11 protein-coding genes and 2 tRNA genes are annotated in these 14,955 nt (G+C 65.2%); 9 read left to right on the top strand and 4 right to left on the bottom strand.

What is annotated here, in order from left to right:
• Window positions 1-7 precede the first annotated feature (7 nt).
• The 7 genes from mreC (at window position 8) to E5554_RS13725 (ending at window position 5,348) form a co-directional block, all read left to right on the top strand.
• Window positions 8-928: a rod shape-determining protein MreC gene (mreC, locus tag E5554_RS13755; RefSeq protein ID WP_004212358.1), complete on the top strand. Its 921-nt coding sequence runs from the start codon at window positions 8-10 to the stop codon at window positions 926-928.
• Window positions 925-1,452: a rod shape-determining protein MreD gene (mreD, locus tag E5554_RS13750; protein ID WP_017499256.1), complete on the top strand. Its 528-nt coding sequence runs from the start codon at window positions 925-927 to the stop codon at window positions 1,450-1,452. The genes mreC and mreD overlap by 4 nt, the downstream gene beginning before the upstream one ends.
• Complete coding sequence (gene mrdA, locus E5554_RS13745; RefSeq protein WP_136187125.1) at window positions 1,449-3,548, top strand: penicillin-binding protein 2; 2,100 nt, start codon at window positions 1,449-1,451, stop codon at window positions 3,546-3,548. Before mreD ends, mrdA begins: the two co-directional genes overlap by 4 nt.
• On the top strand, window positions 3,548-4,660 hold the full coding sequence (gene rodA / locus E5554_RS13740) for a rod shape-determining protein RodA (RefSeq protein WP_017499258.1): 1,113 nt from the start codon (window positions 3,548-3,550) through the stop codon (window positions 4,658-4,660). Before mrdA ends, rodA begins: the two co-directional genes overlap by 1 nt.
• A gap of 120 nt (window positions 4,661-4,780) precedes the next feature.
• Window positions 4,781-4,856: transfer RNA gene (locus E5554_RS13735), tRNA-Lys, on the top strand.
• A gap of 59 nt (window positions 4,857-4,915) precedes the next feature.
• Window positions 4,916-4,991 (top strand) — tRNA-Lys (locus tag E5554_RS13730).
• A gap of 114 nt (window positions 4,992-5,105) precedes the next feature.
• A complete protein-coding gene (locus E5554_RS13725; protein WP_136187124.1) occupies window positions 5,106-5,348 on the top strand; it encodes a hypothetical protein in 243 nt (80 codons plus the stop codon).
• A 460-nt stretch (window positions 5,349-5,808) separates the two neighbouring features.
• On the opposite strand, the gene E5554_RS13720 is transcribed toward E5554_RS13725, so the two are convergent.
• Window positions 5,809-8,814, bottom strand: coding sequence for a TonB-dependent receptor (locus E5554_RS13720; RefSeq protein WP_136187123.1), 3,006 nt, complete (start codon window positions 8,812-8,814; stop codon window positions 5,809-5,811).
• Window positions 8,815-9,178: 364 nt separating this feature from the next.
• Here E5554_RS13720 and E5554_RS13715 point away from each other — a divergent pair, with 364 nt between their 5' ends.
• A complete protein-coding gene (locus E5554_RS13715; protein ID WP_136187122.1) occupies window positions 9,179-10,561 on the top strand; it encodes an MFS transporter in 1,383 nt (460 codons plus the stop codon).
• A gap of 26 nt (window positions 10,562-10,587) precedes the next feature.
• Window positions 10,588-12,063, top strand: coding sequence for an aldehyde dehydrogenase family protein (locus E5554_RS13710; protein ID WP_136187121.1), 1,476 nt, complete (start codon window positions 10,588-10,590; stop codon window positions 12,061-12,063).
• A 22-nt stretch (window positions 12,064-12,085) separates the two neighbouring features.
• Here E5554_RS13710 and E5554_RS13705 read toward each other — a convergent pair whose 3' ends face one another.
• Genes E5554_RS13705 through E5554_RS13695 form a run of 3 tightly spaced genes read right to left on the bottom strand, consistent with a single transcriptional unit; the run spans window position 12,086 to window position 14,918 of the window.
• Complete coding sequence (locus E5554_RS13705; RefSeq protein ID WP_136187120.1) at window positions 12,086-13,492, bottom strand: M20/M25/M40 family metallo-hydrolase; 1,407 nt, start codon at window positions 13,490-13,492, stop codon at window positions 12,086-12,088.
• Window positions 13,489-13,680 carry a ferredoxin gene (locus tag E5554_RS13700; protein WP_004212347.1) on the bottom strand — a complete coding sequence of 64 codons (192 nt, stop codon included), beginning with the start codon at window positions 13,678-13,680 and terminating at the stop codon, window positions 13,489-13,491. Before E5554_RS13700 ends, E5554_RS13705 begins: the two co-directional genes overlap by 4 nt.
• Window positions 13,677-14,918, bottom strand: coding sequence for a cytochrome P450 (locus E5554_RS13695; RefSeq protein WP_136187119.1), 1,242 nt, complete (start codon window positions 14,916-14,918; stop codon window positions 13,677-13,679). The genes E5554_RS13700 and E5554_RS13695 overlap by 4 nt, the downstream gene beginning before the upstream one ends.
• Between the last annotated feature and the right edge of the window lie 37 nt (window positions 14,919-14,955).

Genomic DNA, 14,955 nt, shown 5'->3' with positions numbered 1-14,955 from the left:
ATAGACGATGGCGCGGCCACCCAGCCGACGCCCCGGTCATAACCGGAAGGCGCAATATAGCCTCTTCGCCAGCTATGTGGTGGCAATGGCCGGGGCAGCGATCGCGCTGCTGCTGATCGTTGTCGCCATCTTCGATCCGACCGGCTTTGCCGCGATCCGGACAGGGACGGCGGAAATCACCCGCCCCCTGTCCACCGGCATGAAGCGGACGGTGAGCGGCGTCAGCTCGATCGACGAGGTTCTGGCCGCCTATTGGCGCGCCGGTTCCCAGAATGTCGGCCTGCGCCGTCAGGTCGAGGCCGATCGCAACCGGATCATCGAGGCGAAGGGCATCGCGCAGGAAAATGCGCGGCTCAAGAAGCTGTTGAAGCTGGTCGATGTCGACAGCAGCGCGCTGCTGTCGGCGCGCCTCATCAGTTCGTCCGCCAGCAGCGCGCGTCGCTTCGCCCGGCTCAATGCCGGCAGCTGGCAGGGTGTGCGTCCGGGCATGCCGGTGCGCGCGGCCGAGGGGCTGATCGGCCGCGTCCATACCACCACGCCCAACACCGCCGAAGTGCTGCTGCTGACCGACACGAGCAATATCGTGCCGGTGCGCCGCGCCAACGACAATGTCCCCGCCATTTCCACCGGCGGCGGCGACGGATCGCTGGAGATCCGCGCACTGGCGGCCGGTCGCAATCCGTTCAAGCCGGGTGACCTGCTGGTGACGTCGGGCATTGGCGGCATCTTCCAGCCCAATATCCCGGTCGCCGTGGTCGTCCGCGTCCAGGGCGAGATCGCCTATGGCGTGCCGCTCGCCAACCCGACCAAGGTCGATGCCGTGGTGGTGGAGCGCGCCTTCGAGCAGATCGTGACTCGCCCCGATCCGGGCGTGGCCGCGACCAGCGACCCCAATGGCCTGGCCGCCGGGAACGCCGCGACGCCATGATCGATCGCAATCTGCCGCCGGTTCCCCGCCTGGGCCGCCATCCGTCGCGCTGGCGCCTGGCGGGAACGCCGGTGGTGACCGTGATGCTGGGGTCGATGCTGACGATCCTGCCCGTCATTGCCCAGTCGCCGGCGATGCCGCCCTTCGGCCTGCTGGTCCTGCTGGCCTGGCGGCTGCTGCGCCCGGAATTGTGGCGCGCCTGGGTCGGCCTGCCGCTCGGCCTGTTCGACGACATGATGAGCGGCCAGCCGATCGGCTCGGCCATGTTCCTGTGGACCGTGATGCTGATCGGCATCGACGCGATCGAGCATCGGCTCGTCTGGCGCAGCTATCGTCAGGACTGGTTAATCGCGACCATGGCGATTATCTTCTGCCTGGCCGGCGGCGTCTTCTTTGCGCGAATTACCGGCGGAGGTCCTGTGAAACTGTTGCTGGTCGCGCCCCAAATGCTCTGGACGATATTGCTCTTTCCCTTCGTCGTCCGGCAATGCGCCCGGATCGACCGCTGGCGCGTGATGGCATGAAATTCCCGACGCCCAAGCGCAAGATCGTCACCGAAGCCACCCAGAGTTTCACCTTCAGCCGCCGGGCCATGGTGGTCGGCGGGCTGCAGGGCGCAATCGGCGCGCTGCTGGTCGGCCGCATGGGCTGGATCAGCATTGCCGAGAACGAGAAATATCAGCTCCTGTCGGAAAGCAATCGCGTCAACCTGACGCTGATCCCGCCCCGGCGCGGCTGGATCGTCGATCGCAACGGTCGGCCGCTGGCCAATAACCGCACCGATTTCCGCGTCGACCTGATCCCGCAGCGGATCGTCGATGCCGAAGCGACGGTGGGCCATCTGGCGCAACTCCTCTCGCTCCAGCCCGACGATGTCGAGCGGATCAAGGAGGAACTGGACAAGTCGGCCGGCTTCCGCCCGGTCCAGGTCGCCGACAAGCTGACCTATGACCAGTTCGCTGCCGTCTCCGTCCGCCTGACCGACCTGCCCGGCGTCGCGCCGAGCCAGGGCTTTTCGCGCCATTATCCGGCCGGCGCCACGGTCGGCCATCTGCTCGGCTATGTCGGCGCGGCGACCGCGGAAGACTATAAGAAGCGCAAGGATCCGCTGCTCATCACGCCGGGCTTCAAGGTCGGCAAGGACGGGCTGGAGCGCGCCTATGACGAGCATCTGACCGGCAAGCCCGGCGCCAAGCGGGTGGAAGTCACCGCGCGCGGCAAGATCGTGCGCGAACTCACCACCCGCCCGGACACGCCCGGCAATCCGATCAAGCTGACGATCGACGCTGGCCTGCAGGAATATGCCGGCCGGCGCCTCGCCACCCAGAGCGGCGCGGTGGTGGTGATCGACTGCCACAATGGCGACGTGCTCGCCTGCGCGTCGATGCCCAGCTTCGACCCCAACAGCTTTTCCGACGGCATCAGCCATCTGGAATGGGAAATGCTGTCGAAGGACGACCATGTCCCGCTGCGCAACAAGGTGCTGCAGGGCCTCTACCCGCCCGGATCGACGGTCAAGCCGATGGTGGCACTGGCATTGCTGGAGGCGGGCGTATCGCCGGCCGAGACGGTCAGTTGCGGCGGCGCGATCCGCGTCGGCAACACATTGTTCCACTGCCACAAGAAGCGCGGCCATGGCCCGCTCAACATGCGCGGCGCGATCGCCCAGAGCTGCGACATCTATTTCTACCAGATGGCCCAGCGGATCGGCATGGACCGGATCGCCAGCATGGCCCGGCGCGTCGGCATGGGCCAGCGTTTCGACCTGCCCTTCCCCAGCCAAAGCTATGGCACGGTCCCAGACCCGGCGTGGAAGCTCAAGAAATATAACCAGAAATGGCAGGTGTACGACACCGTCAACGCGACCATCGGCCAGGGCTATATGCTCATCAACCCGCTGCAGATGGCGGTGATGGCGGCGCGGCTGGCGACCGGACGGCAATTGATGCCCAATTTCCTGCATGGCGCGGCCCGGCCCGAGCCGGCACTGGTCGGCGTGCCCGAGGAGCATCTGGTGACGATCCGCGACGCGATGAGCGCGGTGGTCAATGGCGGCGGCACCGGCGGCGCGGCGCGGATGAGCATTCCCAATGTGCTGATCGCCGGCAAGACCGGCACCGCGCAGGTGCGTCGCATCACCATGGCGGAGCGCGCTGGCGGCGTGCGCGGCAATGCCGGCCTGCCCTTCAAGCTGCGCGACCACGCCCTGTTCCAGGGCTTCGCACCGTTCGACAATCCCCGTTACGCCATCGCCTGCATCATCGAACATGGCGGCCACACCATCCGCAACGAAGATGCGCCGATGATCGCCAGCGATACCATGTCCTATCTGTTCGATCCGCAGAAGGCGATGGAGAAGCTGGTCACGCTGGAAAAGGGCTGGGGCGGCACCCCGGCCGAACGCCAGGCCCGGCAGATGGCCGCCTTCCGCCTGGCCAAGGCGATCGAGAAGGGACAGGCGCCGCCACCGGGCGCCTCCGCCAATGGCAGCGAGGCGGCAAATGCGACCGCGCCGACCGCCAGCACGCCCGCCGCCAGCCCGCCATCACCGGCCCCGTCATCGGCTGAGCCCGATGATGGCGACGACCTGCCCGCGCCCCCCGGCCCTGGAAACCCGTAATGAGCATCATACCCCAGTCCGTCACCGAATTTCCCTGGCGCGTGCTGGGCCTGCTTGCCGCCATCGCCCTGTTCGGGACGCTCGTGCTCTACAGCGCCGCGGGCGGCAGCATCACCCCCTGGGCCATCAATCAGGGGGTGCGCTTCGTCATCTTCGCCGTCATGGCGCTGGTGCTCAGCCGCATCCCGCTGGAGCTGTTCGCCCGCTTTGCCTTCCCCGCCTATGGCGCGGTGCTGGTGTCGCTGGTGCTGGTGGAACTGATCGGCGGCGTCGCCGGCGGCAGCCAGCGCTGGATCAACCTGGGCTTCATGCAGCTGCAACCGTCGGAATTCATGAAGCCGATCATCGTGCTCGCGGTCGCCCGCTTCTATGCGATGCTGCCAGTGGGGGAAATCCGCCGCTGGAACGCCATCTGGCCCGCTCTGGTGCTGATCGGCGTTCCCTGGGCACTGGTGCTGGTACAGCCGGATTTGGGCACTGCCACGATGATCCTGGCCGGCGGTATCACCGTCATGTTCCTCGCCGGCCTGCCGCTGCGCCTGTTCATCGGTTCCGGCCTCACCGTCGCCGCGATCATCCCGATCGCCTTCAGCTTCCTGCATGACTATCAGAAAAAGCGCGTCCTGATCTTCATGGACCCGGAAAGCGATCCGCTGGGCGCAGGCTACCATATCAGCCAGTCGAAGATCGCGATCGGATCGGGCGGCATCTGGGGCAAGGGCTTCCTGCAGGGCACGCAGAGCCATCTCCAATATCTGCCCGAAGGCCATACCGACTTCGTCTTCGCCACCATGGCGGAGGAATGGGGCATGGCCGGTGGCGTGTTCCTGATCGGCGCCTTCATGCTGCTGTTCCGCTGGGGCATCCGCGTGTCGCTGCGCACGCCCGACAAGTTCGCGCGCCTAGTCGCGGCAGGCCTCACCACCACCATCTTCTTCTACATGGCGATCAACCTGATGATGGTCATGGGCCTTGCGCCCGTGGTCGGCATCCCCCTGCCCTTCATGTCCTATGGCGGTTCGTCGATGCTGACCGTCATGCTGTGCGTGGGCATCATCATGTCGATCGACCGCTCGACCAAGCGCACCACGCGCATCGGCAACTGGGCCTGAGCGGTCGATCGAGAAAAAATTGTGCGATAACGCAATTTACTGTTTGCAGAATCAAATGTGCCTGCTAACAGCCCGCCCACACCGAAGCGATCAGCCACCAAGACTGACCGGCAACGGAATGGACGCATAGCTCAGTTGGTAGAGCAGCTGACTCTTAATCAGCGGGTCCTTGGTTCGAGCCCAAGTGCGTCCACCAAATCCTGCATCGGCCTGATGCAGGTTCGATCCCCCAGCGGATCGCTTATAGGCCAGTGTGGACGCATAGCTCAGTTGGTAGAGCAGCTGACTCTTAATCAGCGGGTCCTTGGTTCGAGCCCAAGTGCGTCCACCACCCCCTTCCTAGCAAACACAGCAGCTTACGCCCTGCAAGGTTAGTTCTTATACGCCGCTCGTAAGCATTGTGTAAGGGCATTGTAAGAGTGCGGGAAAGCATTGCGCGGCGCAGGTGTCCGTGCATATTGGCGACATGGGTTGGTATAGCTTTCAGTGGAAGGTGCAGCCGCGCTGGGTGAAGCGGCTCACAATGTTTATTGGCATTCCGTGTTGGATCGCCTTCGCTGCGACCATTTTTATGGGAACGATTTTTACTCATACAGCGCCAACACTGATATTCTTTGGGGGCTTCGGCGTGGTCGCTGTCCTTCAAACCTTCTTTATCGCACGAGCGCTCTGGCGTAACGAAATGTAGCTCATAGCAGCGTCAGGACGAAAAGGAGTGTCCATCCCCCGCTGCTGCAGATGTTCGATTATCGAGGGACCGTCCGCTGACCCTCGGCGCAGGCTAAGACGGCGTAAGTCCCGTGCAACCCTATGCTGCTACTGACAGCGACCGTCAGCGAGCATGTGCCTGCCCCCATGTGCCGTCCGCTTCCCAGCGATGCAGGGCAGTGACGACCGCCACCATATCCCCCCGGTCCAGCGTCCCGCCCTCAATACTAGGCAGCATGTCCCGCTCAACCCAAGCATCAAAGGCACCGAACAGGACAGTGAAAGGGGACGACCGGAAATCCGCCATCGGGCGCTTTTTGCGGCTATTTGGCGCCAGTATCTCCAGGCCGGCTAGCTCACCCCATCGATACGAAAAAAGCCGCTGAAAACCGGATGATCCGGCCTCCAGCGGCTTGCCCCGAATGGCTCTTCGGCTTTTATCAGAATTTGAAGCGGACGCCCGCCGTGAAGGCCCGGCCGATAAAGTCGTAGACCGCGATATTGGTGGGCAGGTTCACGCCCGGCACGGTGCCCGGAATGATCGGCGGCTGCTTGTCGAACAGGTTGTTGACGTTGGCGAACAGCTCGAAATTGCCATTCCCCTGGGGTACGGTGAAGCGCATGGCCAGGTCGGTATACCAGACCGCCTTCACCTTATCGTCGACGAACTGGATCGGCACCGGCCCGCCGGGAATATCCAGCCGCATCTTGTGAATATATTGTTCGGACAGGGTGATGCCGAACGGCCCGTTGCTGTAGTCGATCGAGAAATTGCCGCGCCAGCGCGGGAAGCCGGCCGGGTTGCTGCCGACCACGCTGACGCCCGCATAATGGGCGATCGGCGCGCCCGCATATTGCTGGGCATCGAACTTGTCGAGATAGTTCATGTAGAGGCGCAGGCTGAGCGCCCCGTCGCCCACAGCCGTGCGATAGCTGGCGTCGAAATCGATGCCGGCGGTCTTCAGGAAGGCGATGTTGGCCGGCACGATATGCACCAGCGAGGGCAGGCTGGTCGGCGTCGCCCGATCGATCAGGCCGCATTCGGCCACGCCCGACCCGCCCGCATTATAGCAGTTGGTGATGATCTGCTGTGACGAGAGCGTGTCGATCAGGCCCGTGACCTTGATCTTGTAATAGTCGACCGACAGCGAGAAGCCGGGGAAGAAGGACGGCGTCAGCACGCCGCCGATCGTCAGCGTCTTGGCCTTTTCCGGCTTCAGATTGGCGTTGCCGCTGGTGACCGTGTTCACATTCTGGTTGAGGCCGCTGCCATAGCTGCCATCGGCCGTCTGCAGATCGTTGACGATGCCGATGCCGCTCTGCGCCCCTGAATAGAGTTCGAACAGGTTGGGCGCACGGATGTCGCGCGACAGGGTGGCACGCAGCAGCAGGTCGTCGACCGGCTTCCAAGTTGCGCCGACCTTCCAGGTTTCGACCGTACCCGACGTCGAATAGTCGGTGATGCGGCCCGCGCCGTTGATGCTCAGTTCCCGGAAGAAGGGCTTGTCCTTCAGGATCGGCACCGCCAGTTCGGCATAGGCTTCCTTGACGTTCAGGCTGCCATGCGCCGTGCCGACATTGGTCAGCCAGTAGAAGTTGGTGGTGGCCGGCACCCCGCGCAGGCCGGCGAAATAGGCGCTGCGCTCGGCCGCCGTGTCGAGCAGCGAGGGATCGGCATTGCTGGTGAGGTTCAGCGTCTGCTTGCGATATTCCGCGCCGACCGCGAAGTCGACCGGCCCGGCCGGCAGGTCGAACAGGCTGCCACTCAGGTTCACCGCAAAGCTGTCCTGCCGGATGCTCGCGCGGTAGCGCGATGTGCCGGTGGCATAGGCATAGCCTTCGGGCGTCGACTTGGACGGATCGCCATGCAGCACGTCGATCGGCTTGCAGCCCGCATATTGGCTGGCATAGGTCGGATCGAGCAGCACGTGGCAGGTGATCTGGCCGGTGCTCGGATCGACCACCGCATCGGCCGCCGCATAGAGCTTCTTGCTGTCATAGAGGCCGGAATTGGCCAGGATGTGCTTGGAGTCGCCATGCGAGTAGGTGGCGCTCCAGTCGAGCCCGCCCAGCTTGCCAGTGAAGCCCGCATTGACCATCCAGTAGTCGGTGCGTTCCTTGGCGATGGCTGTCGGCTGGCCGGCATCATATTGGCCGACCGTGTAGCTGTCCGTCGCGGACGTCAGCGCCGAATTCAGCGCGGACGACAGATAGGGATTGCCCTTGTAGATGGTGACGCCCTGCGACGCGGGAACCAGCGCATTCACCTGGGTCGAATATTCCAGGTCCGAGCGTGACCAGCTACCCTGGACGAAGGCGTTGATATCGTCGGTCAGATCATAGCTCAGCCGCCCGAAGGCCTGATAGGTGGTCAGCGGGATGACCGCCGCGCCGGTGGTCGGGATCTGGTAACCGTCGCCCCCCGACTGGAAGCCGGTCGTGCCGACCGCCGTGCCGGTGTTGAACGGGCGCGTCGTGCCGTCATTGTTGATGACCTGCCCGACATAGGGGTTGCCCGCCACGCTGGAGGCGGTGATGCGGCCATTGGGGGCTAGCGCCGAAATCAGGATGTTCGACCCGATCGTATAGGGGTTGCGCGCGCCGCCCGGCGCACAGACCGACGCCGGCTCGCTCGCCAGCTTGGTGCAGCCCACGACGCTGCCGACATAGCTATAGCCCTTGGTCGCATAGTCGCGATCGCTGCGCAGCATGCCTTCATTGTTGGAATATTCGCCGCTCAGCAGGATATGGCCGCGTCCGCCGGCAAAATCCTGGCCTACCGCCAGGCCGAGGCGCTGATTGGCATTGTCGCCCTCGTCGGAAATGCCCGCCTGGGCGACGCCCTTGATGCCGGTGAATTTCTTGTCGAGCACGAAGTTGACGACACCCGCGACCGCGTCAGACCCCCATTGGGCCGAGGCGCCGCCGGTCACCACGTCGACCCGCTGCATCAGCAGCTGCGGCAGCACATTGGTGTCGATCGTGCCGATATATTCGGTCGGCGACACACGCATGCCGTCGAACAGGATCAGCGTGCGCAGCGGTCCCTTGGGATTGGCGCTGGGCGTACCCAGGCCGCGCAGGTTGAGCACATTGCCGTGGATTGGCGCATTCGAGAAGTTCGACGCCGACTTGGAAGGGCTGAGCGAATTGGAGAATTGCGGCAGCTTGTTGAGCGCATCCGGAATGCTCGACGGTGTCGTGCGCGACAATTCCTCGGTCGTCGCGACCGTCACCGGCGTCGGCGCGGTATAGCCGTCGCGCACGATGCGCGACCCGGTAACGACGATGTCGGATGTGCTGACCGGTGCGGTACTGCCCTGCTCGGCAGCTTGCTCCGGTGCCGGTGCGGGCGCCGCGGCATCCTGTGCCAGCGCGCTGCCCGCCATCGCGACGATGCTGGCGCCGATCGCCAGCGACGACGCAAAAATCTTGTGCTTGGACATTGGTCTTTCCTCTCCCTGGACGCAATGTGTCGGCTCGTTGGCCCACACCTGTCATTATTATCCCGGTGTGCATTTTTATTTCTATCGCTCCAGCGGTGGATGTCAACTAATTTTGCACCAGTGGTAAATGTTTGATCGAAAAGAATTTGCCCCCTTGCCGCAACGGAAATCCGGCCTTCTTATTAGGGACAGGGGATAAAGCCGCGAAAAGCGGCGCATCATATATTGACCTACGGTGCAAAAATGTGCGTTATGCCGGCAACAGATCGTGCCGCTCCGCGGACCAGGCACGGCGATCAGGATGGAGAAGGTCGGTGTCGAGCCTGCGCAACAGAGAATCGGAGATAATCAAGGCGTTCCGTCGATGAGCGAACCTGCCTTGTCCCTGTCAGCTTCGCCGTCACCCTCAGCGCCGATCGACAGCCTCGCGCCGCCGCCCCCTGCCCCGGCCACCGCCGACTATCCCAGCCCCTTCATGGGCTGGCTGACGGTCGCGATCCTGTTCCTGCTCTATATCCTGTCGCTGACCGACCGGAACATCATGGCGCTGATGGTCGGCCCGATCAAACAGGATCTGGGTCTCTCCGACCTCCAGATCAGCCTGCTCCAGGGGCCGGCCTTCGCCGTCCTCTTCTGCCTGTGCGCCATTCCGCTCGGCATGGCGCTCGACCGCTTCAGCCGCCGCATCGTCCTCTATCTGTCGGTCACGGTCTGGAGCATCGCCGCCGCCTCCTGCGGCCTTGCCGGCAGCTTCATCGGCCTTGCCATGGCGCGCGCCGGGGTGGGCGCGGGCGAGTCGGGCTTTGGCACCGGCAGCTATTCGGTCGTCGGCGACAGCTTCCCCCCGCACCGCGTCTCGCTCGCCATGTCGGTCTTCATCATGGGCGGCGTCATGGGCGCGGGCATCGTCTTCCTGCTGGGCGGCCCGATCGTCGGCGCGGCGATGAAAGCCGGCCCCGCCACATGGCCACTCTTCGGCACGCTCCAGCCCTGGCAGCAGGTGTTCATCATGACCGGCGCGCCCGGCATCCTGCTCGCCTTCCTCGTCTTCCTGTTCCGCGAACCGCCCCGCCGCAAGGCCGTGAGCGCGGGCGCGGGCTATGGCGAGGCATGGGCCTATATCCGCCGGCACAAGCCGCTCTACACCGCCGCCTTCGTCGGCTTCGGCCTCGCCTATGCCGCCACCATCGGCTTCCAGCTCTGGACGCCAGTCTATCTCGCTCGCGTCCATGGCTGGCAGCCGGCGCAGATCGGCCCGGTGATCGGCATCGCCCAGATCGCCGCCGCGGCGCTGATCCCGCTCCATGGCTGGACCGTCGATCGCCTCTATCGCCGGGGGCGCAAGGACGCGCATCTCTTCTGGTGCCTGATGACCGTGCTGGCCGCCGCTCCCTTCGGCATCGCCGCCTTCCTGGTCGCCAGCCCCTGGGTCACGGTCGCCTGCTACTGGTGCTTCATGGCGCTGATCCTCTCCACCGCCAGCATGGGGCCGGCCACCATCCAGGTCGTCACCCCGGCCTATCTGCGCGGCCGCGTCTCGGCGCTCTATGTGCTGGCATCCGGCCTCATCGCCATGGCCGGCGGCCCGGCCTTCATCGGTCTGGTCACCGACAAGCTGTGGGGCGACGAGATGAAGGTGGGCCTCTCGCTCATCACCAGCGTCTTCTGCGTGCTGCTGCCCGCCGCCCTTCTCTTCGCCCTCGGCCGCGCCTCGATGCGCTGCGCCCATGAAGGCGATCCGGTCTGACCGGCTGTTTCCGAAAGGACATAAAGATGATCGAAACCCGCCGCCCCGCCTTCATCGACGGCAAGCCCAAGCAGTTGCTGATCGACGGCCAGCATGTCGACGCGCTGTCGGGCAAGACATTCCAGAGCTTCAGCGCATCCACCGGGGAACTGGTCGCCGATCTGGCGCTGGCCGGCGCCGAGGATGTCGACCGCGCCGTGCGCGCCGCGCGCGCCGCCTTCGAAGGGCCATGGAGCCGCTTCAAGCCGGCCGAGCGCCAGGCGGTGCTGCTGCGTCTCGCCGATCTGGTCGATGCCGAGTTCCAGGATCTCGCCCTGCTCGACGTGATCGAGATGGGCCGGCCGATCACCGCCGCCATGGGGCTGCGCGGCATGTTGCAGCGATCGTTGCGCCATTTCGCCGGCGCCGCCACCGCCATCCATGGCGAGACCCTGTCCAACAGCTTCCCGGTCGACCTTCTCTCCTACACATTGAAGGAGCCGGTCGGCGTCGTCGGCGCGATCATTCCCTGGAACGGCCCGCTGTTCAGCGCCGCCTGGAAGATCGGCCCGGTGCTCGCCACCGGCTGCACCATCGTGCTGAAGCCCGCGGAGGATGCCTCGCTCAGCCCGCTGCGCTTTGCCGAACTCTGCCTGGAGGCCGGCGTGCCCCCCGGCGTCGTCAATGTCGTCACCGGCGCGGGCGAGACCGGCGCGGCCCTCTCCGCCCATCCCGACGTCGACAAGATCGCCTTCACCGGCTCGTGCGAGACCGGCCAGCGGATCATCGCCGCTTCGGCCGGATCGGTGAAGAAGGTGACGATGGAACTGGGCGGCAAGTCGCCCAACATCATCTTTGCCGATGCCGATCTCGACGCCGCCACCCCGGCCGCGGCCATGGGCGTGTTCAACAATTCGGGTCAGGTCTGCGCCGCCGGCACCCGCCTGTTCGTCGAACGGCCAGTCTATGAGGAAATGGTGCAGCGCATCGCTGCCTTCGCCGCCAATCTCAAGATCGGTCCCAGCCTCGATCCCGAAACCGTGATCGGCCCGCTGGTGTCGGCCAAGCAGTTCGCCCGCGTCTCCTCCTATCTCGATCTTGGCCTGCAGGAGGGAGCCCGGCTCGTCACCGGCGGCCATCGCGTCACCGGCGGCGCGCTCGACAAGGGCCATTGGGTCGCGCCGACCATCTTCGCCGATGTGAAGGATGACATGCGGATCGCCCGCGAGGAAATTTTCGGGCCTGTCTCCTGCATCCTGCCCTTCGACAGCCTGGACGAGGTGATCGGCCGCGCCAACGCTACCCGCTTCGGCCTCGCCGGCGGGGTGTGGACCCGCGACATCGGCAAGGCCATGACGGCAGTGAAGCGCATCCGCGCCGGCTCCATCTGGGTGAACCATTATTTCGCCATGGACCCTTCGGTCCCGTTCGGCGGCTACAAGATGAGCGGCTACGGCCGGGAGGGCGGCGCCGAACATATCGACGCCTATCTTCAGACCAAGGGCGTGTGGATCCGCACCTGAGCGGTGCCAACCGAGGGGCTTGTCAGCGCCCCTCGGCATAGGCGCGGATCAGCGCATAGAGATAGTCGCGCCCATCATAGACGCTCTTCACCCGGATGCGTTCGTCCACCCCATGCGCGCCATTGCCGTCGGGATCGAGGAAGATGCCCGGCACGCCATAGGTCGGGATGCCCGCCGCACTCAGATAGCGGCCATCGGTGCCGGCGGTCAGCAGGTTGGGCACCACCGGAATGCAGGGGAAATGCCGCTGCGCCAGTTTTTCGGCCGGTCCCATGATCCGGGGATCGAGCGGCGGCGGCACGGCCGGCGCCCCCTTGTCGCCCTTGCGCGTCAGGGCAATGCCGGACGGCAGCGCCGCGCGCAGCCGCGCCTCGACATCCTCCACCCTGTCGCCCGGAAACAGACGGCACTGGATCGTCGCCTGTGCCCGCTGCGGCAGCGCGTTTTCGGCATGGCCCGCCTCCACCTGCGTCGCGACGCAGGTGGTGCGCAGCATCGCATTATAGGTGACGTCGCCCGTCACCGTCGCGACCGTTGCGGCGTCGTCCTGCCCCTGCCCCAGCCGCTCCATCGCCTGCCCCATCGCGCCGCCGACGATCGGCCCCATGCGGGTGAAATAGCCGCGATTGGTCGGGTTGAGCTGGATCGGGAATGACAGCCGCCGCACCGCCGCCAGCGCATCGGCCAGCTCATAGATCGCATTGTCGGGACGCGGCCGGCTGCTATGGCCACCGCTGTTGCGCGCCTCGATCGTGAAGCTCTGCGCATATTTCTCGCCCACCGCCAGATAGAGGGCGATCGGCCGGCCATCCTTGTCACTGATGCCATAGCCGCCCTCGTTCAGGGCAAAGCCCGCCTGCACCGCATCGCGTCGGTTGCGCAGCAGCCAGTCGACGCCGTTCACCGCATCGCTGCTTTCCTCGCCACAGGTCAGCGCCACCTTGATCGTGCGCCGGGGACGAAAGCCCGCCGCCTGCATCCGGATCAGGCTGTCGATCCAGATCGCCGACAGCGCCTTGTCGTCGATCACCCCGCGCCCGATGAAATAGCCCTTCTCCTCGGTCAGGCGGAACGGATCGCGCGGCCAATCCTCGCGCCGGGCGGCGACCACATCGATATGATCGACCAGCAGCATCGGCGCCGCGCGCGGATCACTCCCCTCGATCCGGGCGATCAGGCCGCCATCCTTCTCATGCCCCTCCGGCACGAAGACCTCGGCGCGATCCGGCCCGAACCCGGCCTTGCGCAGCCGATCGAGCATCCGGCCTGCCGCGACGGTGCAACTGCCGGTCGGGGCGCTGGTATCGGTCTCCACCAGTTCGCGATAGATATCGCGAAAGGCGATCTGGTCGGGGCGCAACTCCGCCGCCATCGCCGGGCCGGATGCCAGCGCGACAAGGCCGCCAAGGGCCAGCAGGGAGCCTCTCATTTCTGGATGTCGAGCGCGCGTTCGGGGCAGGATTTGGCGCCCATCCAGGCCAGCCTTTCCTGCTCTTCCGGCACATCGATGTCGCCGGGCATGATATAGCCCTCGTCATCCAGTTCGAAGATGTCGGGCGCCATCGCCCAGCAGCGGGCATGGCCCTGGCATTTCTCGCGATGCACGATGATCTTCATGCCGCATCCTCCTGCGACCAGTCGAGGATGAGATTTTCGATCCCGAACACATGGCCGCCATAGGTGACCGGCGCGGTGCCGGATTTGATGCGGAAGGTCGGGATGCGCTTCAGCCATTCCTCCAGCCCCACGACGATCTCGCGCCGCGCCAGATGCGACCCCAGGCAACGATGCGGCCCATAGGCAAAGGCGGTGTGGCGATTATCCTCGCGCGCCAGGTCGATGCGCGCGGGATCGGCAAATTCCAGCGGATCGCGATTGGCGATCATCGTCGCGCAGGACACATAATCGCCCTTGCGGATCGGCGCGCCCTCGAAATCCACGTCCTTCGTCGCGACCCGGATCATCTGCACCGTCGGATAGGCGCGCAGCAATTCCTCCGCCGCCAGCACGATCCGCTTGGGATCGTCGCGCAGCCATTGCTGGTCCGCCTGATGCCGCGCCAGATAATTGAGGTCAAAGCCGATCGCGGCCGCCACCGTGTCCAGCCCGGCGATGAACAGCAGCACGCCCGTGCCCCTGATCTCCATGTCGGTCAGCGGCCGGTCGTCGATCCGCGACTGCACCAGGAAGGACAAGAAATCATCGACCGGCTGCCGACGCCGATCGGCCGAAAGTTCGTCGATGAAGGCGACGATGGTGCGCGCCGCCGCCGGCCGCTTCACATTGTCGCCATGCAACAGGTCATTGGCCCAGCCGACAAATTCGTCCAGCCGATCGTCCGACAGACCCAGGAAGCGCAGGAAGATATTGACCGCGAAGGGGAAGGCGAAATCGGTCATCACGTCGCAACTGGTGCCCGACGACGCGATCCGGTCGATCAGCACGCTCGCCCTTTCGCGCACCGCCGTTTCCAGCGCCATCACCCGCTTGGGCGACAGCAGCGGGTTGAGCAGCGAGCGGAACTTGCCATGGTCTGGCGGGTCCAGCTCCAGCGGGATCATCGGCCAGCTTTCGCCCAGTGCCGAGGCAAAGATGCTGCGGTGGCTGGAGAAGGTTTCGGGATCCTGCAACACCCGTCGCTGGTCCTGCGCGCGCGTGATGACCCATGTGCCCTTGCCGTCGCGGGTATTGACCGGCGAATAGAAGATACGCGGGCCATCATGCACCACCGCGCTCGCCGCCTGCGGATCGCCATTGGGGGTCGGCTCCAGCCCCGGCGAGTTGAACAGGCTGAAATTGCCGATCATGTCGGGCGGCACATGCGCCGGGATCGGACGGGCGGCCATGGTTTCCATACTACGCTCTCCTGCAGCGGTAGCCAGTTCTCGCGCC

It is taken from the genome of Sphingobium sp. PAMC28499 (genome assembly GCF_004795815.1).
In the GTDB taxonomy this organism is placed as follows: domain Bacteria; phylum Pseudomonadota; class Alphaproteobacteria; order Sphingomonadales; family Sphingomonadaceae; genus Sphingobium; species Sphingobium yanoikuyae.
This window is presented reverse-complemented; position numbering and strand designations above follow the sequence as displayed.

Bases quoted from the DNA above. Each gene is read 5' to 3' on its own strand.
- E5554_RS13715 (WP_136187122.1), top strand. From the start codon at position 9,179: ATGAGCGAACCTGCCTTGTCCCTGTCAGCTTCGCCGTCACCCTCAGCG.
- E5554_RS13705 (WP_136187120.1), bottom strand. From the start codon at position 13,492: ATGAGAGGCTCCCTGCTGGCCCTTGGCGGCCTTGTCGCGCTGGCATCC.
- E5554_RS13700 (WP_004212347.1), bottom strand. From the start codon at position 13,680: ATGAAGATCATCGTGCATCGCGAGAAATGCCAGGGCCATGCCCGCTGC.
- E5554_RS13720 (WP_136187123.1), bottom strand. From the start codon at position 8,814: ATGTCCAAGCACAAGATTTTTGCGTCGTCGCTGGCGATCGGCGCCAGC.
- rodA (WP_017499258.1), top strand. From the start codon at position 3,548: ATGAGCATCATACCCCAGTCCGTCACCGAATTTCCCTGGCGCGTGCTG.
- mrdA (WP_136187125.1), top strand. From the start codon at position 1,449: ATGAAATTCCCGACGCCCAAGCGCAAGATCGTCACCGAAGCCACCCAG.
- E5554_RS13710 (WP_136187121.1), top strand. From the start codon at position 10,588: ATGATCGAAACCCGCCGCCCCGCCTTCATCGACGGCAAGCCCAAGCAG.
- mreD (WP_017499256.1), top strand. From the start codon at position 925: ATGATCGATCGCAATCTGCCGCCGGTTCCCCGCCTGGGCCGCCATCCG.
- mreC (WP_004212358.1), top strand. From the start codon at position 8: ATGGCGCGGCCACCCAGCCGACGCCCCGGTCATAACCGGAAGGCGCAA.
- E5554_RS13695 (WP_136187119.1), bottom strand. From the start codon at position 14,918: ATGGAAACCATGGCCGCCCGTCCGATCCCGGCGCATGTGCCGCCCGAC.